Annotated in this window: 15 protein-coding genes; 9 read left to right on the top strand and 6 right to left on the bottom strand. The window is 71.5% G+C overall.

Going from position 1 to position 20,523, the window contains the following annotated elements; translation table 11 throughout:
- The first annotated feature begins 119 nt into the window (after positions 1 to 119).
- From FLX08_RS05415 to FLX08_RS05380, 8 genes are read left to right on the top strand one after another with little or no spacing between them, the layout of a single operon-like run.
- Complete coding sequence (locus tag FLX08_RS05415; protein ID WP_167530280.1) at positions 120 to 1,532, top strand: acyl-CoA dehydrogenase family protein; 1,413 nt, start codon at positions 120 to 122, stop codon at positions 1,530 to 1,532.
- Positions 1,529 to 1,969, top strand: coding sequence for a hypothetical protein (locus FLX08_RS05410; protein ID WP_142617059.1), 441 nt, complete (start codon positions 1,529 to 1,531; stop codon positions 1,967 to 1,969). Before FLX08_RS05415 ends, FLX08_RS05410 begins: the two co-directional genes overlap by 4 nt.
- On the top strand, positions 1,969 to 2,754 hold the full coding sequence (gene ubiG / locus FLX08_RS05405; RefSeq protein ID WP_142617058.1) for a bifunctional 2-polyprenyl-6-hydroxyphenol methylase/3-demethylubiquinol 3-O-methyltransferase UbiG: 786 nt from the start codon (positions 1,969 to 1,971) through the stop codon (positions 2,752 to 2,754). Before FLX08_RS05410 ends, ubiG begins: the two co-directional genes overlap by 1 nt.
- Before the next feature lie 3 nt (positions 2,755 to 2,757).
- Positions 2,758 to 3,237, top strand: coding sequence for an SRPBCC family protein (locus FLX08_RS05400; protein WP_142617057.1), 480 nt, complete (start codon positions 2,758 to 2,760; stop codon positions 3,235 to 3,237).
- Complete coding sequence (locus FLX08_RS05395) at positions 3,234 to 4,286, top strand: type III polyketide synthase (RefSeq protein WP_142617056.1); 1,053 nt, start codon at positions 3,234 to 3,236, stop codon at positions 4,284 to 4,286. The genes FLX08_RS05400 and FLX08_RS05395 overlap by 4 nt, the downstream gene beginning before the upstream one ends.
- Positions 4,287 to 4,308: 22 nt before the next feature.
- Positions 4,309 to 5,763: an aminotransferase class III-fold pyridoxal phosphate-dependent enzyme gene (locus tag FLX08_RS05390; protein ID WP_142617055.1), complete on the top strand. Its 1,455-nt coding sequence runs from the start codon at positions 4,309 to 4,311 to the stop codon at positions 5,761 to 5,763.
- A gap of 27 nt (positions 5,764 to 5,790) precedes the next feature.
- The gene (locus FLX08_RS05385; RefSeq protein ID WP_142617054.1) at positions 5,791 to 7,257 is read left to right on the top strand and encodes an aminotransferase class III-fold pyridoxal phosphate-dependent enzyme; all 1,467 of its coding nucleotides are present in this window, start codon (positions 5,791 to 5,793) and stop codon (positions 7,255 to 7,257) included.
- Positions 7,254 to 8,981, top strand: coding sequence for an AMP-binding protein (locus FLX08_RS05380; RefSeq protein ID WP_142617053.1), 1,728 nt, complete (start codon positions 7,254 to 7,256; stop codon positions 8,979 to 8,981). Before FLX08_RS05385 ends, FLX08_RS05380 begins: the two co-directional genes overlap by 4 nt.
- Here FLX08_RS05380 and FLX08_RS05375 read toward each other — a convergent pair.
- From FLX08_RS05375 to FLX08_RS05355, 5 genes are all read right to left on the bottom strand, one after another.
- A complete protein-coding gene (locus FLX08_RS05375) occupies positions 8,935 to 11,163 on the bottom strand; it encodes an MMPL family transporter (RefSeq protein WP_142617052.1) in 2,229 nt (742 codons plus the stop codon). The genes FLX08_RS05380 and FLX08_RS05375 overlap by 47 nt on opposite strands.
- A gap of 122 nt (positions 11,164 to 11,285) precedes the next feature.
- A complete protein-coding gene (gene atzF / locus FLX08_RS05370; protein WP_142617051.1) occupies positions 11,286 to 12,959 on the bottom strand; it encodes an allophanate hydrolase in 1,674 nt (557 codons plus the stop codon).
- A complete protein-coding gene (locus tag FLX08_RS05365; RefSeq protein WP_142617050.1) occupies positions 12,952 to 16,482 on the bottom strand; it encodes a 5-oxoprolinase/urea amidolyase family protein in 3,531 nt (1,176 codons plus the stop codon). Before FLX08_RS05365 ends, atzF begins: the two co-directional genes overlap by 8 nt.
- Positions 16,479 to 17,090, bottom strand: coding sequence for an urea amidolyase associated protein UAAP2 (locus FLX08_RS05360; RefSeq protein WP_142617049.1), 612 nt, complete (start codon positions 17,088 to 17,090; stop codon positions 16,479 to 16,481). Before FLX08_RS05360 ends, FLX08_RS05365 begins: the two co-directional genes overlap by 4 nt.
- Positions 17,087 to 17,902: an urea amidolyase associated protein UAAP1 gene (locus tag FLX08_RS05355; protein ID WP_142617048.1), complete on the bottom strand. Its 816-nt coding sequence runs from the start codon at positions 17,900 to 17,902 to the stop codon at positions 17,087 to 17,089. The genes FLX08_RS05360 and FLX08_RS05355 overlap by 4 nt, the downstream gene beginning before the upstream one ends.
- A 161-nt stretch (positions 17,903 to 18,063) precedes the next feature.
- Between FLX08_RS05355 and FLX08_RS42880 the strand changes: the two genes are divergently transcribed.
- Complete coding sequence (locus tag FLX08_RS42880) at positions 18,064 to 18,744, top strand: TetR/AcrR family transcriptional regulator (protein WP_142617047.1); 681 nt, start codon at positions 18,064 to 18,066, stop codon at positions 18,742 to 18,744.
- On the opposite strand, the gene FLX08_RS05345 is transcribed toward FLX08_RS42880, so the two are convergent.
- Entirely contained in the window at positions 18,676 to 20,223 is a 1,548-nt protein-coding gene (locus FLX08_RS05345; protein ID WP_142617046.1) for an amino acid permease, read from the bottom strand. The genes FLX08_RS42880 and FLX08_RS05345 overlap by 69 nt on opposite strands.
- Positions 20,224 to 20,523 lie beyond the last annotated feature (300 nt).

The following is a 20,523-nucleotide window of genomic DNA, read 5'->3' as shown; positions in this document are numbered from 1 at the left end:
CTCATGCTCCACAGCGGCCCTGGTGCGTGGCTCGAATACAACTCAAGGCTGCTGCGACGGTGGTCGGCCATGCTGCATCCCGGCGGCTCGTCCGCGGTTACATCAGGAGGCGGATCAATGTGATCACAGCAAGCCCACCCGAGCTGTCCACCCTGGTGGAACACCTCGTCGCGGTTAAACCGGACCTGCGTCCCCAGGAGATAGGGCCGCGAACATCGCTCACCCGTGACCTCGGGTTCGACTCGTTGGACCTCGTACGGCTGGCGGCCCGCATCCACGAGCAGCACCCCGAGGCCGACCTGACGCCGTGGCTGGCGGGCGCCTGCCAGGCCGGGGCGGACAGCGTCGGGTCGATGGCCGATCATCTGGCGAGGGCCCGGCGCCGGGACTACGTCGCGCTCGCCCGTGAGCTGGCCCCGGCCTTCGCCGAGCGGGCCGCCCGCCACGACGCGGACGGCGGTTTCCCTCACGAGAACCTGGCCGAGCTGGTGCGCACCGGATACACCGCGATGACGATCCCGCGGGAGTATGGCGGCGACGGCGCCGGCCTGGGCGAACTGTGCGAGGCGCAGCAGGTGCTCGCCGGCGCCTGCGCGTCCACGGCGTTCTCCGTGAACATGCACGTCCACGGCCTGGCCATGATCGCCCAGCTGGGCGGCCAGGACGCGGAATGGGTCTGCCGCGCGGTCTCCGAGGGCGCCGTGATCGCCGGTGGGTTCAGCGAGCCGGGAGTCGGCGGGAACTGGTGGCACCCGACGACCAAGGCCGAGCGCGTGGACGGCGGTTACGTGCTCAACGGGCGCAAGGGGTTCTTCACCGGCTTCCCCGGGGCGACCCATCTGTTCCTGTCCGCGGCGACGAAGGACGACCGGGGCCTGCCACAGCCGATGGCGTTCCTTGTGCCCAAGCCGGACGAGGGCATCCGGGTCATCGAGGAATGGGATGCCGCGGGGATGCGCGCCACCGGCAGTCACACTCTGGCCATCGAGGACTTCTTCGTGGAGGACCGGTGGTCCGTCGGCGAGCCGGGCAAGCTGCCGTTGCTGTTCATGACCGGGGTCCACTGGGCCTGGTGCAGCTTCGCCTCCGTCTTCGTCGGCATCGCCCGGGCGGCCTTGGAGCACGTCACGGCCACGCAGCGGCGGCGGGTGCTCAGCGTGATCGGCAAGCCCAACGCGCACCTGCCCGGTGTTCAGTTCCGGGTCGCCGAGATGGCCACCCGGCTCGCCGCGGCGCGGGCGCACCTCGAGGCGGCCGTGCACGCCGACCATGACACGGCCGGCCCGATCGCCCATTACCTGGACATGAGCCTGATGAAAATGCAGGTCACCCGGCTCGCCCACGAGGTGGTGACGCTCGGGATGCAGGTGCAGGGAGGATCCTCCCTGGTCTCCGCCTCCCCCCTCCAGCGGATGTACCGCGACGTCATCGCCGGCCTGCTGGTGCCTCCGGCCGCCGACGTGGTCCTGGAGTGGGCGGGCAAGCACGCCCTGGACGTGCCGATCTTCGCCGAACCGAGGTGGGCCGAATGAACGAGACGACCCGGCCGGCGGTGCCGGCCGGCGCCGGGGGGCCCGGCGAACGCTATGCCGGGACCATGTTCGGCCTGGCCGAGCAGGCGTACGAACTCGCGGTGCGCGACGTCAAAGGCGACGCGAAACGGTCCCGGCTGCCCGGCGGCCAGTTCACGACGGCACGGATGAGAGCGAGCCTGGCCACCATGAGGGCGCTTATGGCCCGGCACGACCCCGGCGACCCCGTCGTCGCCCACTACGTCGCCGAGGCGGCCCAGGAGGTCGTGTCCAAGGCGTTCGAACTCGTCACCGACCCCCTGGCCGCCGAGGAGATGAGCCGGATCTGGCGCAGCCTGAAGGCCACCGCCCCGCCGCTGTCCCCCGACCACGCCCGCGAGCGGATCGGCAAGGCGGCGCTCCTCATCGACCCGGACGCGACACCGAGGTGGCTGTGATGGCATCGGCACCCGGCAGGCTCACCGCACTCGATCCGGGCACGGTCCGGATCGACAACGACTACTACTCGTCGGTGGGGGACGCCTGGTGGGATCGGCGTGGCCCGCTCCGCGCGCTGCACGACATGAACCCGGCGCGAGTCGGCTACTTCGACGAGGTGGGCGTCCGGCTCGGCGACCGGGCGGGCCTGCGCGTGCTGGACGTGGGCTGCGGCGGCGGCCTGGTCGCGGAACAGCTGGCCGCCCTCGGCTATCGGGTGACCGGGGTGGACCTGTCGGAGGGTGCCGTCGACGCCGCGCGCAGGCACGCCCGCGCCTCGGGAGTCGAGGTCGGCTACCACGTGGGTTCGGCCTATCAACTGCCGGTCGCCCCGGCCTCGATCGACATGGTCGTGGTCTCGGACGTTTTGGAGCACCTGCACGATCTGCCGGGCGCGGTGGCCGAGATATCCCGCGTGCTCCGCCCGGGGGGCGTACTCGTCTTCGACACGATCAACCGGACTCTGGCGTCCTACCTGGTGGCGATCCTGGCCGCGGAGCGGCTCGCGAAGATCGTTCATCCCGGTACGCACAACTGGCGGATGTTCATCCGCCCCCGGGAACTCGCCGAGACGCTCGCCCGCCACGGCCTGCGGCCGGCCGAGATCCGCGGACTGGCACCCGCCGCCTCCGCCCACCGGCTGCTCGCGGCGGTGCTGCGGGGACGATCGCTCGGTGGTTTTCAGCTGACCCGCTCGGTCGCGGTCAGCTACATCGGACATGCCGTCAAGACTTCGGAGTGCTGAGACATGGCATGGATCAGGTCAGCGACCAATCGCAGCGTCCTCATCCGTACCGGCAGGGAGCGGCTGCGCGCGCTGCTCGCCGACGTGGTCGGCTGCGGGCGCCTGATGCCGGGAGTCGAGGAGCTGGAACGGATCGGCGACGACCTCTACCACTACCGGCTGGCGCAGGTTTCCAACGGCGCCATCGCCTTCACCCCTGACTACGTCGCCCGGTTCGACACCGGCGAGCCCGACGCGATCGCCTGGGAGCCGCACGGCGAGCACAACTTCCGCTCCTGGGGCAGGTTCCTCATCGAGGACGGTCCGACCCCGGAGGAAACGAGGCTGCGGATCGACACGCGGTCGGAGGCCTGGGTGGACGTCGCCCCCGTCGTGCTGGTGCTGATCGAGCCGTTCGCGCAGAAGGAGATGGACGAGGTCACCGAGGGATTCCTCACGGCCGTGAAAGAGGTCGCCGAGACTCGCATACTGGAGCGTACGTGAAACCCGCGACGGCGCGGATAGTGGCGCTGCGGCCCGCGGCGGCAGGCCCGGCCGTTTCCCAGGACGAGTTGTTCGCCTCCTTCTACAAACGGTTGTACGCCGGCGTACCCGACGCCGAGAAGGTCTTCACCAGCACCCAGGTGCGGCAGCGCCGGCTGGCGTGGACACCGCAGTCGCACTACGCCGACGGTTTCCCCGGCATGCGGGATCGGATCGACGCCTGGGAGCGGCACGCGCTGGCGATGGGCCGTGAGTCGGTGGGCGCCGTGCTTGAGGGCGTGGACCGCGACGCCGTCGGCACGTACGTCTTCGTGAGCTGCACCGGCTACGCCGGTCCTACCCCTGAGATGCTGCTCGCCGAGGAGTTCGGGCTGCGCCGGGACCTGCGGCGGACGTTCGTCGGGCACATGGGTTGCTACGCAGCGTTCAACGGGCTGAAGGTGGCGCTCGACGCGCTCGCCGCCCGTCCGGAGGAGCTGGCGATGGTCACCTGCGCCGAGGTGTGCTCGGTGCACCTGCGTCCGGAGGTCACCAAGGAGCAGGTCGTCGTCAACGGCCTGTTCGGCGACGCGGCGGCGACGATCCTGCTGGCGTCCGCCCAGGAGCACCGGGACGGGCCGGTCGTGATGGCCACTCATACCGAGACGCATGGCGCCACGGCAGGCGCCATGACCTGGCGGGTGATGGACGACGCGTTCCGGATGACGCTGTCGCCATACGTCCCCTTGTACCTCTCGGAAGCCATCGTTCCCTTTGTGACCCGGCTGCTCGAACCGCATGGCCTGCGGATCGGCGACATCGCGCACTGGGGGATCCATCCCGGCGGACCGAAGATCATCGATTTCGTCGGTGATCGTCTCCGGCTTCCGGAGACGATGCTGGAGCCGTCCCGCAGAATCTTGTCCTCCTGGGGAAACTGTTCCTCCCCGACGGTCCTGTTGATTCTCGACCACATCATGCGCGAGGTGCGTCCCGCCCAAGGCGAGTACGGCGTGCTCCTGGCCTTCGGGCCGGGCCTGACCCTGGAGTCGGCCCTGATCAGGTTCTGAACCTGCCCTTCGAAGGAGACCCATGACAATCGAGGACCTGGTCGCCGACCTGCTCACGCGGCAGTGGGTGACAGATCTGTTCACCGAACTGTCCGAACGACAGCGAGAGTCGGCTGCGATCTCCGCCCGGGTGCGCGGGCGGTCCGTCGGCAACCACAACTTCTGGCCCTTCCATGCGCCGCAGTTCCCGCTGGTCACGACCGGGGCCGAGGGCAGCAGGATCGAGGACGCCGACGGCAACTCCTACCTGGACTGTCACCTGGGCTTCGGCGCTCAAGCCCTGTTCGGGCACAATCCACCGCCGGTGGTCGAGTTCGTCCGCGCCCGGCTCGGCACCGGCACGGGGAACGGATATCTCCATCCGATCGAGGCGGAACTCGCCGAACTGCTCGGCGAGTTCGTCCCGCACTGCGACAAGTTCGCCTTCCTCAACTCCGGCACCGACGCCACGAACGCGGCGATCAGGCTGGCCCGGGCACACACCGGACGGCGGCTGGTGGCCAAGTTCGAAGGCGCCCTCCACGGGGTCCACGACCTGGCCGCGCACAACACCGCGTTCTGGTACCACGGTCATCCCGTGCAGCCCTTTCCCGAGATCGGCGCGGAAGGTGTGGAGCCGCTGCCCGCCCTGACGGGGGTCGCGACGGCCACGCCGGCCGAACTGCTCGTGCTGCCCAACGACACGTCGGCCGCCCTTGAGCTGCTCGAGCGGCACCGTGACGACTTGGCCTGCGTCATCGGCGACGCCGTGTCGTCCTCCTTCCCCTTCGCCGAGCACACGGTTCCCATGATCAAGGCGGTGTCGGAGCGGTGCGCGCAGCTCGGGGTGCCGTTCATCCTGGACGAGGTGCTCACCGGATTCCGCTTCGGCCCCGCGGGCGCGGCCGGTCACTTCGGCATCCGCGCCGACCTGTACACGTACGGCAAGGTCGTCTCCGGGCTCGGAATACCGCTGTCGGCGGTGGGCGGCCGCGCCGAGCTGCTCGACCACATGCAGACCACCGGGCTTCCCCTGACCGACATCGGGCGCAAGACCTGCGTGCAGACGACGCACGCGGGCAACCATCTCGCGCTGGCGGCCTCGTACGCGTCCCTGAGCCTGCTGAGGGAGGCCGGCGACGCCTACTACGAACGCACCCGGGCCAAGGTCGCCAAGATCCAGGAGCACCTGGCCGCCTTCCGCGAGGAGACCCGCATCCCGCTGCGCCTGCTCGGCTTCGGCGACTTCATCGGCTCTTTCGGGTTCATCGCCGAGGACTCCTACGACGACTACCGCCGCTTCGCCTCGGCCGTGAACCCCATCGGGCTGTTCCTGCTCACACTGATGCTGCGCCGCCGCGGCGTCTACACCCTCAGCCTGCCGATGTTCTTCACGGGCGACGCGCACAGCGACGCCGACATCGACGAGCTGTGCCGGGCGGTCACCGACTCCGCCCTCGAACTGGACAAGCACGGATTTCCTTTCATCCTGCCCTGACCTTCGTCTCCTGTGAGAGGAGCACGCATGTCCTCACCCTCTGCGCCGGCCGCGCAACAACTCGTCGACGACATTCTCGGCCAGCCGTGGGTGGCCGACCTCGTCATGGAGCTCGCGGAACGGCAGCGGCGCTCCACCGAACTGGCCGCCCAGGTGCGCGAACTGTCCGTCACCAACGACGTCTTCCTGCCCTTCCACGCCCCGCCGTTCCCGCTCGTGGTCGCCGAGGCCCGCGGCAGCCGCCTGCTCGACGTCGACGGGAACTCCTACCTCGACCTCCATCTCGGCTTCGGCGGCCAGTCCCTCTGGGGGCACAACCCTCCCCGGGTGGTCGAGTTCGTCCGGGAGCAGCTCGCCGTCAGCACGGGCAATGGATATCTCAATCCCATCGAGCTCGACCTCGTCCGGCTCATGCGAGAACTGGTGCCCCACTGCGAGAAGTTCGCCTTCCTCAACTCCGGCACCGACGCCACGAACGCGGCGATCAGGCTGGCCCGGGCGCACACAGGCCGGCGGCTGGTGGCCAAGTTCGAGGGCTGCTGGCACGGCGTCCATGACGTCGCCGCGCACAACACCGCGTTCATGGCACACGGTCATCCGCTGATCCAGCCCTTCCCCGAGATCGGAGAGAACGGCATTCCCAGGATGCCCGCCTTCGCCGGGGTCGCTCCGGGCGAGGTGCTCGTCCTCCCTCACCGGATCGAGGCCGCCGTCGATCTCATCGACCGGAATCGCGACGAGCTGGCCTGTGTGATCGCCGACCCCGTCTGCCAGTCCTATCCGTTCCTGGACCAGACCATCCCCGAGGTCAAGGCGGTGTCGGAGCGGTGCGCGCAGCTCGGAGTGCCGTTCATCCTGGACGAGGTGCTCACCGGATTCCGCTTCGGCCCCGCGGGCGCGGCCGGTCACTTCGGCATCCGCGCCGACCTGTACACGTACGGCAAGGTCGTCTCCGGGCTCGGAATACCGCTGTCGGCGGTGGGCGGCCGCGCCGAGCTGCTCGACCACATGCAGACCACCGGGCTTCCCCTGACCGACATCGGGCGCAAGACCTGCGTGCAGACGACGCACGCGGGCAACCATCTCGCGCTGGCGGCCTCGTACGCGTCCCTGAGCCTGCTGAGGGAGGCCGGCGACGCCTACTACGAACGCACCCGGGCCAAGGTCGCCAAGATCCAGGAGCACCTGGCCGCCTTCCGCGAGGAGACCCGCATCCCGCTGCGCCTGCTCGGCTTCGGCGACTTCATCGGCTCTTTCGGGTTCATCGCCGAGGACTCCTACGACGACTACCGCCGCTTCGCCTCGGCCGTGAACCCCATCGGGCTGTTCCTGCTCACACTGATGCTGCGCCGCCGCGGCGTCTACACCCTCAGCCTGCCGATGTTCTTCACGGGCGACGCGCACAGCGACGCCGACATCGACGAGCTGTGCCGGGCGGTCACCGACTCCGCCCTCGAACTGGACAAGCACGGATTCCCCTTCATCCTGCCATGAAAGCCGACCTTCACCACGAGCGCGGAGGCGAGGGATCCCCCGCCGGCGTGCTCGCCGCACCGTGTGGTGGGGACACTCTGGCCGGTGTCCTCGCCGCGCGAGCGGCGCGCGAGCCGTCGGCGGTCGCCTACCACTTACCCGAGTCTCACGGCGAGACGCGCCTGACCGTGAGGGCGCTCTACGACCGTGCCCGGACCGCCGCCGCCACTTTGGCCCGCGCCGGGCTCCGCCCGGGCGGCAGGGCTTGCCTGTGTCTCGACACCTCGCCCGATCTGCTGGCCGCACTGTACGGAACCATGCTGCTTGGGGGCGTGCCCATGCTGGTCGAGCCTCCGATGAGCTTCGCCCGGCGGCGTGCGTGGGCGGACCGGGCCAGGCAGATCGTCAACGTGGCCGAGCCGGCGGTGTTCGTGTGCGATTCCGGAGTGCGTCCGCTCGCGGAGGAGATCCTGGGGAGCGCGGGCGCGGTCGTGTGCCCGCCGTTCCGGGAACGTGCCATCGAAGCGGAGGTCGTGACGGTTGCTCCGGACGCTCCCGCGCTGATCCAGTTCAGTTCGGGCACCACCGCCGCGCCGAAGGGCATCGTGCTGAGCCACCGTGCCCTCTTCGCCGCGATGAAGGCGATCGGCGGGGCCACTCCACTGCACCGCGACGACGTAGCGGTGAGCTGGCTGCCGCTCTACCACGACATGGGCATGGTGGGCGCCACACTGACGACGCTCCTGTTCGGCGTGCCCGCGGTGCTCGTCAGTCCGCTCTCCTTCGCAGCGCGCCCGAAGATATGGCTCGATCTGATGCACAGATATGGGGGCACCGTCTCGGCGGCACCCAACTTCGCCTACCGGCTGGTCGCGTCACTGGCCGACCGCCTGCCACTGGACGGGCTCGACCTGAGCGGCTGGCGTGTGGCCTTCAACGGGGCCGAAGTGGTCGACGCCGCCACGCTCCGGCTGTGGCAACGCACGCTGGGCCCGTACGGCTTCCGCCCGGAGGCCATGCGGACCTGCTACGGCCTGGCCGAGATCGGCTTGGCGGCGTCGTTCTCACGGTCCGGCGCCACTCCTCGGGTCGAGGCGCTGTCCGCCGCCGCGCTGGCGGGCAGAGGCGTCGCCCTGCCGCCTTCCTCCGCCCAGGACACACGAGAACTGGTCTCGTCGGGCCTGCCGGTGCCCGGCGTCGGCATCCGGATCGTCGACGACGCGGGCGGCGAACTGCCGGACGGCATCGTCGGCCGCGTGCTCATGACGGGGGATTCGATGATGACCGGCTACCTCTCCGAGAACGGCATCGAGACGTACGACGGCTCGCTCGACACCGGGGATCTGGGATTCACACTGGACGGGGAACTGTTCGTCACGGGCAGGCACAAAGATCTGATCATCATTGCCGGGCGCAACTACCAGCCGCAGCCGTTCGAACAGGCCGCCGCTACGGTGAACGGTGTCAGAGCCGTGGGGGTGGCCGCGCTCGGCCTGCCCGATGCCGGCAGCGGCACCGAGCGGTTGGTGATCGTGGTCGAGACCCCGCTGCACCGCGACGCCGCGCGGAGCGAGCGGCTCCGGCAGGAGGTGGAGCGGGCCGTCGTGGGCGAGACTGGAGTGCGCCCCGGCAGGGTGGCGGTGGTACGGCCGGGAACCCTGCCGAGGACGTCGAGCGGGAAGCTGCGCCGGCCGTTCCTCACGGCGATGATGACTGCGGAGTCTCCTCCTGAAGACCCCCGTTGAAAGAGGCCGGGCTCGCCGGGGAGACCCGGCCCCAGATCCGCGGGCCGAACAGGTGCAGCATGGCCGGCATGACCAGCAACCGGACGATCAGCGCGTCCAGCACCACGGCGATGGCCAAGCCCAGCCCCAACTGCTGGACGACGCTGATCTTCGCGGCGAGGAACGACACGAAGACCGCGACCATGATGAGGGCGGCGCTGTTCACCAGGGCGGCGGTGCGGCGCATGCCCACGTCGATCGCCTCGACGTGGTTCCGCCGCACAAGGTACACCTCCCGCATCCGGGAGATCATGATCACCAGGTAGTCCATGCTGAGGCCGAACATCACCGCGAAGACCAGGGCCGGCGTGGTGCTGTCGATCCGCTGCCCCAGCCACTTCTGGCTGATCAAGGTCAGCAGGCCGAGGCTCGCCGCGACCACGGTCGCGTTGAGGACCAGGGCCGGCAGCGGCAGCAACCATGAGCGGAAGGCCGAGGCCAGGAGCACCAGTGTGATCAGCGCGGCGGCGCCGAGGATCGCCGGCATGGAACCGACGAGAACATCGTCGTAGTCGACCCCCTGGGCGGTGGCGCCTGTCACCTGCACGCTCACACCCGGCCGGACCGCCGTCGGCAGGCGGTCGCGCAGATCCCGCACCAGATCATGGGTGAGGTCGCTGTCCGGCCCTTCGGCGGGGACGATCACCACCCTGGTGACGTATCTGCCCGCGTTCTCACTCCACAACTGGGCGAATGCGGCCCTCGCCTCGGCCGGCAGCGCGGCGGTGTCACCGCCCACCGCCGCGTCCAGCGCGACGGACGGCAGGCCGATCCTCGTCACCGACTGAGACGACACCACCCGCCCACTTGTCCCCGCCTGATCCATGACGGCCCGTACGCTCTCGACCAACGGCGCCGGACCGTTCTGGCGCGGCGTGGTCAGTACCACCTGCAGCGGGAACAGATCCCTGGGCTCCAGGGCCTCCTGCAGCAGCGCGACACCCTGCCGCGAGTCGGCATCGGGGGGCAGGATCTCGGGGCTCGCCACGGGCGCCTGAAGCCTGATCCATCCGATGGGCCAGGCCATCAGTGCGAACATCACGGCCAGGGCCAGCAGCAGCGGCACGGGGCGCCGGTGCAGCCGGGCGAGCAGCGCGGTGAACGGTGCGCGCCCGGTGCCGCCACGGGTCCTGCGGATTCGGATCGGCAGCCAGTCGATGCGCCTGCCCATGAGACACAACACGGCGGGCAACAGCGTCATGGACATGGCCAGCGCGACCAGTGTCACGATGATGCCGGCCAGTGCGATGCTGGTGAACACCATCAGCCGGGGGATCAGCAGGGCGAGCAGGGCCGCCACCACGGCCAGTCCGCTGAACAGCACGGCGTGCCCCGCGGTGCGCATCGCGGTGTTCAAGGCCGTGATGGTGTCCTTCCCGCCGGCGAGTTCCTCCCGGTGGCGCCGGATGATGAAGAGTGAATAGTCGACCGCCACGGCCAGACCGATGATCGAGACGGCGTTGTTGAACAGGATGGACACGTCGCTGACGCGGGCGACCAGATAGCCGATCGCCATGGCGCAGACGAGGGCCATGCCGGCCAGCACGACCGGCACCAACATCGCCGCCACCGACCGGAACACCAGGAGCAGCACGATGACGAGGAGCGGAAAGGCGATCATCTCGGCGGTGCCGGCGTCCTGCTCGGACTGGACGCTGAGGTCGTAGTCGAGCGCCTGCGCACCGGTCACATGCGCCTCCACGCCCTGGTCACCCAGCCCGGCGGTCATCCGGTGCCGCAGGTCACCGATGAGGTTCTGCACTGTCGTGGGATCGGCCCGGAAGCCGAGCCTCAGGAATGTGGTGTGCCGGTCGGCCGACAACCAGCGGGGATTCTGGCGGTAGTCCTCCACCGAGGCAACGTGGGGGAAGTTCTTCGCCAGCGCGGCCGCACGGCCGACGGCATGGGTGACGTCTCCCGCGGCCGTGTGCAGGACGACCTGAAGCTCCTGTGGCGCCTCGTGAAATGTGCGCTCCAGGACGTGCTGCGCCTTGACACTCTCCCCTCGGGGGTTTTCGAAACCCCCCGCCTTGAGCGCGCCGGGCAGGTGCAGCATCAGCGGCACGGCGGCGGCGGCCAGAACCAGCCATATCGCGACCACTGTACGGGGTCGCTCCAGCGCGAGACGGGTGAGGGCAGGCAAGAGCGGCTCCTCGGTCGGATGCGAAGTGACGACGGGGAACCGGACGAGCCACGGCTCCCACGCGTGTTTACCGCAGCCGGCTAGAGGATCGCTCGAGCCTCTCCTTCCCGGCCCGGCTTCTCTCACCCGGTCATCGGCCGCGCGCCATGGACCGCCAGCGACCGGAGGTAGGCGCGCCACCCCCCGTGCCCGGTGATGTCGGCCGCGCCCCGCAGCCCTTCGGGCGCGCAGAGGAAGCCCGGCACGTTCGCGCCGTCGGCCAGCTCGACCTGCCCGAACGTCATCGGACGGGGAAGGGCCGCGAGCAGGTCGCCCAGCCCTTCGGCGGGCAGCTCCCACACCTCGCACTCGACGGCCGCGCCGCCCTCGGCGACCCGTACGAGCCCGGGTTTGGGCGGGTCGGTGGCCAGGGCGTGCAGCCGATAACGCGCGGCGGTCGTGGAGGCGGCCACCAGGCGGGCGCCGCGCGTGGTGAGCTCGTGGTTGAGCGGCTGGCCCGACAGGTGCGCGCCGACCACCGCCAGCCGTACGGCCGGCTGGAGCAGCCGGGCGATGGCCGCCAGGTCGTCGTCGGCGTGGGCCCGGCCGACGAGCATGATGCCGTACGGCAGGCCGTCCACCTGCCCGGCCGGTATGGCCAGCGCGCACATGTCGAAGAGGTTGACGAAGTTGGTGAAGCGGCCGAGGTCGCCGTTGACGCCGACGGGGTCGGCCGCGACCTGCGCCGGCGTGGGATGGCGCGGGGTGACCGGCAGGAGCAGGGCGTCGTGGTCGCCCAGCAGGGAGAAAGCCCGCTCCCGCAGCTCCGCCAGCCGTTCCCGGTCGGCGAACAGGCGGTGGGCGGGCAGGTCACGGGCGGCGGTGATGATGGAGGCGACGACGGGATCCAGGTCGGGGCCGCCCTTCTCGACGAACGCGCCGACGGCGGTGTAGCGCTCGGCGACGAACGCCCCCTGGTAGAGCAGCGCGGCGGCCTCCAGGAACGGGCCGGGGTCGATCGGACCGGTCTCCACGCCCGCCCAGGCCAGCCGGTCGGCCGTCGCCTCGAACGCCTCGGCCCACCCCGGGGCCAGCGGGCCGAGATCGGCGGTGGCGGGCACGGCCACCCGCCACGGCCCGGTACGGCGGGCCGGACGGGACGCGGGCCGTGCGGAAGGGCGGGTCATCAGGGCCAGGGCCCGCTGGGCCTCGGGGAGCGTGCGGGCGAAGACGCTGACGCAGTCGAGGCTCCGGCAGGCGGGCACCACGCCGTCCGCGGGGATCAGGCCGCGGGTCGGCTTTATCCCCACGATGCCGTTGAAGGCGGCCGGGACCCGGCCCGAGCCCGCGGTGTCGGTGCCGAGCGCGAGGTCGGCCAGGCCGAGCGCGACGGCGACCGCCGAACCCGAGCTGGATCCCCCGGAGATCCGGGCCAGGTCGGTGGCGGCGCGCACCGCGCCGTACGGGCTGCGGGTGCCGACGAGCCCGGTGGCGAACTGGTCCAGGTTGGTGGTGCCGAGCACGATCGCGCCGGCCGCGCGGAGGGCGGCCACGGCGGGGGCGTCGGCGTCCGGAAGGTAGGCGTAGGAGGGGCAGCCGGCGGTGGTCGGCAGTCCGGCCACGTCGATGTTGCCCTTCACCGCCAGCAGGCGCCCCGCGAGGGGAAGGCGTTCGCCGCGCGCCACCCGGGCGTCCACGGCGGCGGCCTCGTCCTCCACGTCGGCCTGGGGCCGCAGGTCGATCCAGACCTCCGGACGATCCGTCTCGGCGATCCGCGCGTAGGCCCTGCGGACCCGGTCCAGTGCCGTCTCAGCCACGATCACTCCTCAGCACCACCATCGGGACGCCCGCCTCCACCTGCTCGCCGGGCCTGACCAGGACGCGTTCGACCACGCCGTCCTCCGGGGCCAGGACGGCGGACTCCATCTTCATCGCCTCCAGGACGATCAGCGGCTCCCCCGCGGCGATCCGCCGGCCGGGTGTGACGCCGATCTGCCAGACGCTCGCGGCGAACTCCGCCTCCACCACGCGGCAGCCCGGCGGGACGTCCAGCTCGGTCTCGTCCGGGCCCGGCGGCGGTTCCGCGCGGTCGAACTCGCCCGCCGCCTGCCAGGCCGCGCGTTCGGCCGCGAAGGCGGCGGCCTGCCGTTCGCGGAACGCCGCGATGGAGCCGGCGTGCTCGTCGAGGAAGCGACGGTAGTCGGCGAGCCGGAACACGCCTTCTTCGATCTTGGGCTCGAGGCGCCCGGCCGCCAGGTCGGCGCGGAGTTCGAGCAGCTCTTCGGCCGTCACCGGATACCAGCGGATCCGGTCGAAGAAGCGCAGCAGCCAGGGCGAGCCGGGCTGGAACGCGCCGCGCTGCTGCCAGCTCGACCACACCTGCGTGGTGCGGCCGACGAACTGGTAGCCGCCCGGTCCCTCCATCCCGTAGATGCACAGGTACGCGCCGCCGATGCCGACGGAGTTCTCGGCGGTCCAGGTGCGGGCGGGGTTGTACTTGGTCGTGACCAGGCGGTGCCGGGGATCGAGCGGGGTGGCCACGGGCGCGCCGAGATAGACGTCGCCGAGCCCGAGGACGAGATATTCGGCGTCGAAGACGATGCGATGGACCTCTGCCTCGTCCTCCAGGCCGTTCACCCTCCGGATGAACTCGATGTTCGACGGGCACCAGGGCGCGTCGTCGCGCACTCCCGCCATGTAGCGGGCGATGGCCTCCCGGGTGGCGGGGTCGTCCCACGACAGGGGCAGGTGGACGACGCGGCTGGGCACCTCCAGCTCCCCGGTGGGCGGCAGACCGGCCTCGATGTGGAGCAGCTCGACCAGCAGGTCGCGCTGCGAGAGCACGGCCGGGTCGAGGTGGACCTGAAGCGACCGGATGCCGGGGGTGAGGTCGGCGACACCGGGCAGGTCGCGGGCGGCGAGCGCCTCCGACAACGCGTGCACCCGCATGCGCAGGCCCAGGTCGAGCTCCATCGCGCCGTATTCGACGAGGATGTTGTCGTCGCCGCTGCGCCGGTAGGTGACGGCGGGCCGCTCGCCGGTCTCGGGAAGACGGTGCAGCACGCCGCCGTCGCCGGGGGCGCCGACCGCGGGCGGCACGGGGACGAAGGTGACGGTGTCTCCCGGCCGGAGCTGGCCGAGTTTCCAGCGTTCGGAGGTGACGACGGTGGCCGGGCAGACGAACCCGCCGAGCGAGGGGCCGTCGGGGCCGAGCACGACCGGCATGTCACCGGTGTAGTCCACGGCGCCCACCGAATAGGGGGTGTCGTGGATGTTGGACGGGTGCAGTCCCGCCTCTCCCCCGTCGAGGCGGGCCCAGCGCGGTTTGGGGCCGACCAGGCGGACGCCGGTGCGCGCGGAGTTGTGGTGGACCTTCCACTGGGCGGCGTAGAAGTCGCGGATGTCGTCGTCGGTGAAGAACTCGGGGTTGGCGTGCGGGCCCTCGACCACGCCGATCCGCCAGGCGTGCCCGAACTCGGGCCGCTCCCCTGTCTCGGCTCCCCCGTCCGCGCCCCCGTCATAGAGGCGGCCCCCGTGAAGGACGTCGCCGGCGCGCAGGGCCCGGCCGCCGTGGCCGCCGAACCCGCCGAGCGTGAACGTCGCGGCGCTGCCCAGGTAGGCGGGAACGTCGAACCCGCCCGCGACGAGCAGGTAGACCCGCAGCCCCGGCCCTTCGGCGGCGCCGATGTCCAGCACGCCGCCGGCGGGCACGGTGACCGGCTCCCACCGCGGCACCGGCGCGCCGTCCACGGTGACGGGCGCGGGCGCGCCGGTGACGCAGACGGTGACGGCGTGGCTGAACCGCAGCGCCGGGCCGCGCAGCGTGCACTCCAGGCCGGGCGCGCCGGGGTCGTTGCCGAGGACGGCGTTGCCATACCTGAAGGAGCGGTCGTCCATCGGCCCGGACGGCGGCACGCCCACCTGCCAGTAGCCGGTGCGTCCCGGCCAGTCCTGCACGGTCGTGAGGATGCCGGGCCGCACCACCTCGACGCGCCGGGAGCCGTCGGCGAGCCCGGCCAGGGTGGCGGTGCCGTGCGTGGCCGCCCGTACGGAGGGGTCGTCCGCGGCGGCACGCAGCAGCCCGAGGTTGGTCTCGACGCCGTCGATCCCGGTCTCGGCCAGCGCCGTGGCCAGCCGGTCGAGGGCCTGTTGCCGGTCGGCGCCGTGCGCGATCACCTTGGCGAGCAGCGGGTCGTAGGAGCTGCTCACCTGGGTGCCCGTCTCCACCCAGCCGTCGACCCGTACGCCCGAGGGGAACGCGACGCGGGTGAGCAGGCCCGCGCTGGGCCGGTGGTCGCGGCTCGGGTCCTCGGCGTAGACCCGGGCCTCGACGGCGTGGCCGACGGCTACGGGCGGGGTGCGCAGGGCGGCGTGCACGTGCCCGGCGTCGCCCTGGGCGAGACGCAGCATCCACTCGACCAGGTCGACGCCGTAGATCGCCTCGGTGACCGGGTGCTCCACCTGGAGGCGGGTGTTGACCTCCAGGAAGTACGGCTCGGCGCGCACCGGGTCGTAGATGAACTCTACGGTGCCCGCCGACCGGTAGCGCACGGAGGCGCACAGGCCGGCGGCGCTGTCGGCGAGCCTGGCCCGCACCAGCGGCGGCAGGCCGGGCGCGGGGGCCTCCTCCAGCACCTTCTGGTGGCGTCGCTGCAGGGAGCAGTCGCGGTCGCCGAGCGTGACGACGTTGCCCATGCCGTCGCCGAAGACCTGCACCTCCACATGCCGGCCGCCCTCGACCAGGCGCTCCAGGAACAGCCCGGCCGAGGCGAAGCTCGCGGCGGCCGTACGCTCGACGCTCTGCCACGCCTGGGCCAGCTCGCCGGCGTCGCGGCAGGCGCGCATGCCGATGCCGCCGCCTCCGCCGGTGGCCTTGAGCATGACCGGATAGCCGATGTCGCTCGCGGCGCTCAGGGCCGCGTCGAGGCCGGGGAGCAGGCCGGTGCCGGGGAGCAGGGGCACGCCGGCCGCCTCGGCGGCGGCGCGGGCGGTGTGCTTGGCCCCGAACAGGTCGAGCTGCTCGGGGGTGGGACCGACGAAGGCCAGCCCCGCGGCCTCGACCCGGCGCGCGAAGGCGGCGTCCTCCGACAGGAAGCCATAACCGGGGTGCACGGCGTCCGCGCCGCTGTCCAGGGCGGCCCGCAGCACCCGGCCGGCGTCGAGGTAGCTCTCCCGGGCGGGAGCGGGGCCGAGCCGTACGGCGTGGTCGGCCAGACGGACGTGGGCGGCGCCCCGGTCGGCGTCGGAGTAGACGGCTACCGTGCGCAGCCCGAGGCGACGGGCGGTGGCGATGACGCGGACGGCGATCTCGCCCCGGTTGGCGACGAGGAGGGTGTTCATCGCACCGTCATCCGCACGGGCGTGGGGTCGAAGCCGTTGCACGGGTTGTTGATCTGCGGGCAGTTGGAGATCAGCACCAGCACGTCGGTCTCGGCGCGCAGGGTGACCGCGAGGCCGGGGGCGGAGATGCCGTCCACGATGCCGAGCGTGCCGTCGGCCTCGACCGGGACGTTCATGAACCAGTTGATGTTGCTGACCAGGTCGCGCTTGCCGAGCCCGTGGCGGCTGCCCTCGATGAGGAAGTTCTCGACGCAGGCGTGCTGGGAGTAGGTGTGGTGCCCGTAGCGCAGCGTGTTGGACTCCTTGGAGCAGGCGCCGCCGACGGTGTCGTGGCGGCCGCAGGTGTCCGCGACGACGGTCATCAGCGGGGTGTGCTCGTTGGACAGCAGCACGCTGCCGGTGGTGAGGAAGATGTTGCCCTGGGCGTGGATCGTGTCGGGGGCGCTGTAGCGCACGGCCGTGTCGTGCGCGTCGTACAGCAGGCAGTCGACCGCCTGGTTGCCGCCGAGGTCGGTGATGGTCAGCTCCTGCCCGGCGCGGATGATCCCCGACCAGGGGGCGCGGGCGGCGACGGGGACATCGAGCACGGACGTGCCGGTGAGGGTCATCGGGTCACCTCGGCGGTGTTGAGGAAGGCGCGGCGGCCTTCGGGGCTCGCCTGCCACAGGAGGTCGTCGGGTCCGGTGGGCCGGGCGCGCCAGGCCAGGACCTCCAGCGGGGTGCAGGTGTAGGCGGGGCGCGGGTCGACGGGGTGCGCGGTGTTGGCGATGAGCACGACGAGCGGCATCTCGGCGCGCAGGGTGACCGACGCGCCGGGCCCGGCGGAGCCGGTGAAGGTCAGGCCGCCGCCGGGGCCGACCGTGACCCCCTGGAAGAAGGAGATCGACGGGGGCAGGTCCCGGGGCTGCAGGCCGTGCTTGGCGGCGGCCAGCGTGAACAGCTCCCGCCCGGCGGGGGACGCGCCCTGCGGCGAGCCGTCGCCGTACCGCTCCGTGTTGCGCCGCAGGCTGGAGGTCCCGCAGACGGTGTCGTGGCGGCCGGAGGTGTCGGCGACCACCGAGGCCAGCACGCGGCCCTGGTCCGACAGCAGCAGGTGGCCTTCGCCGAGGTAGGCGTTCCACAGCACCTTGACGGTGTCGGCGACGTTGAGCCGTTCCCAGGGGCGGCCCTCGACGTAGAGCAGCAGGTGCGCGCAGGCGTCGCCGGCCAGGTCGGTGAGGCGCAGCTCGGTGCCCCGGGCCAGCACCCTGTGGGTGTAGCCGCCCCCGGCGACGGTCTCGGCCCACACGAGATCGGCGGGGTCGACGCCGTCCGGCGGGGCGGGCCAGTCGGAGGCCGGGAGCACCGGCATCGTGTCGCTCGTGGTGCCTTCCTGTGCTCGGGCGTGCTCGCGCGCGCCGTACGTCGTGCTGGTCGCCATGACGCGTTCTCCTCGGGGGGTGGAAGTTCCGGGGGGCGAATTTCTGTCGCACGACAGAAATTAGGCGGCGCGTGTTTCCTCTCACGCGTCGCGACGTTTCCCGTCCGTTACCGGAAGCGCACAGCGGCGGCGCCCGTCCGGAGGTGTGCGACGATCGTCCGGTGAGTGCCCGTTCCACCGTCAGAAGAGTCGGCAGGCCGCGAGCCGTCGAACGGCCCCGAAGTGAGCTGAGCCCCCGGGAGGAGATCCTGACGGCGGCGGCGGAGTTGTTCACGACGCACGGCTACGCCGCGACCTCGACGCGGGCGATGGCCGAGCGGGCCGGGATCAGGCAGGCGTCGATCTATCACTATTTCGGCGGCAAGGAGGACATCCTCGCCGAACTGCTGGAGAGCACGGTGCGGCCCTCGCTGGAGACCGCCCGCGCTCTCACCGGCGGCACGCCGGAGCAGCGGCTGTGGGAGCTGTGCCACTGCGACGCCAGGCTGCTGTGCTCGGGCCCGCACAACCTGGGCGCGCTCTACCTGCTGCCCGAGGTGCGCACCGAGCGGTTCGCCGCCTTCCGGCGCATGCGCGACGAACTCAAGGACACGTACGGCCGGCTGCTGGCGGAAACCTCCGCCGGCGCGGCGCTGACGCCCGGCGAGCTGGCGCTGCGCACCGATCTGCTGTTCGCGCTGATCGAGGGCGTCATCCTGATCCGCAGGGACGCTCCGGGCGAGATGGCCGCCGACGTCCTGGAGACGCTGGCGGCCGCCACCGCCGACGCGGCGCTACGCCTGGCCGGCGTTCCCGACGGGGATCTGCCCGGCCTGCGCGAGACGGGCCGCGGGCCGGCGTAGCCGCCGGTAGAGCGCGCCGAGGGCCACCACCGCCGCCAGGAAGAGCAGGGTGAACCACTGGAAGAACCAGTGGCCGGTGATCGGGGCGTACACCTCGGCCCTCGGCCACGCCAGGTTGACCGCCATCGCCAGGCCGTAGCAGAGCGCCAGCGCGTTGACCGGCAGGCCCCAGCGGCCCATGCTGAACAGCCGGCTGCCGTCCTCGGCGAACCCGGCCGGCGCGCCGCCCCGCCAGCCGCCGCGGACGCGCTGGAGCAGCAGGGGGCCCGTCACCATCGCGTACGCCAGGTAGAGCAGCACGATGCAGGTGGTGCCGATGGCCAGGAACGCCTCGGGAGAGGCGAAGTTGAGCAGCAGGATGGCCGCCGCGGCCACCCCGGTGACCAGCGCGGGCCCGGTCGGCATCCCGGTGCGGGGCGAGACCCGCGACAGCGCCCTCGACCAGGGCATCGCCCCGTCGCGTGCCATGGAGAACAGCATCCTGGTGGCGGCGGTCTGGATCGCCAGAGTCGCCACGGTGATCGCGAGCACCACGTCGGCCAGCAGCAGCTTGCCCACCCAGTCGCCCAGCCTGCTGGTGAGCACGTACGACAGGCCCTCGGCGGCCAGCCTCCCGTCGGTCAGGCTGGGCGCGGCGAGCAGACCGGCGAACAGGATGAGCCCCCCGAGCACCCCCGCCGCCGTGAGCGCGGTCAGGATCGTACGCGGGGCGACCCGCCGGGGGTTGCGGGTCTCCTCGCTCAGCTCCCCCGCGCTGTCGAACCCGATGAGGACGTAGGCGGCGGTGAACGAGCCGACCAGCAGCGCGCCGATGGCTCCGCCGTGCCCGCCGGTGCTGAGCGTGATGCCGGGGCCGTGCTCGGCGTGGGTGAGCAGCAGCACCACGATGAGCACCGCCCCGATGATCTCGGCGCTGACGCCGATGCCGTTGACCCGGGCGAGAACGCGGTTGTCGACGACGTTGACGGTCGTGGTGAGCGCGAGCAGGATCAGGCCGAGGATCGCGGCGTTGGCCGCTCCCGTGGCGGTGGTGGGCGTGGGGTCGCCGCCGACGAGCTGGAATCCCGGCCAGATCGCGGGCAGCACGACCTGGAGGGCGAGCGCCGCGGCGGCGATCACGACGATCTGCCCGAGAATCATGATCCATCCGGCGAACCAGCCGAACGCCGCCGTGCTGAGCCGGGTGGACCACTGATAGATGGAGCCGGAGATCGGATAACGGGCCGCCAGCTCGGCGAAGTTGAGGGCGACCAGGATCTGCCCGGCCAGCACCACGGGCCAGGTCCAGAAGAAGGCGGGGCCTCCGAAGGCGTACCCGAACGCGAAGAACTGGAAGACCGTGGTCAGCACGGAGATGAAGGAGAATCCGGCGGCGAAGGAGGCGTACCTGCCCATGCTGCGGTGCAGCTCCTGGCGGTAGCCGAACGTCTGCAGGGCGCTCTCGTCGGTGGGGGGCGAGGAAGGGACGGTGACGGCCATCGAGGCTCCGGGCGCTGGGGGGATTTCTGTCGATTGACAGATATGTACGGGGCCGTCGTTTCCCCGGCGTCACGCGCACGTTCATCCGCCGTAACGCATCCCTCACCGCTGAACCGGCGCCCAGCCTCCGCCCGCAGCCGGTATCCCCTTGCCGGCGGGTGAGACCGCCGGCGGACCCGCAAGACGCAGGCCGCGCCGCTCTCCCGACCATCACGTCCGAGATCCACGCGCCGCCTGAGCGAGTCCGGCACAACCTCCCCGAGCGGAGCGTCCCCCCACTTCTTCATACGACTCCCATAC

The organism is Microbispora hainanensis (genome assembly GCF_006874475.1).
In the GTDB taxonomy this organism is placed as follows: domain Bacteria; phylum Actinomycetota; class Actinomycetes; order Streptosporangiales; family Streptosporangiaceae; genus Microbispora; species Microbispora hainanensis.
Note: the sequence above shows the minus strand (reverse complement) of the source record. Positions and strands in the feature narration are given on the sequence as shown.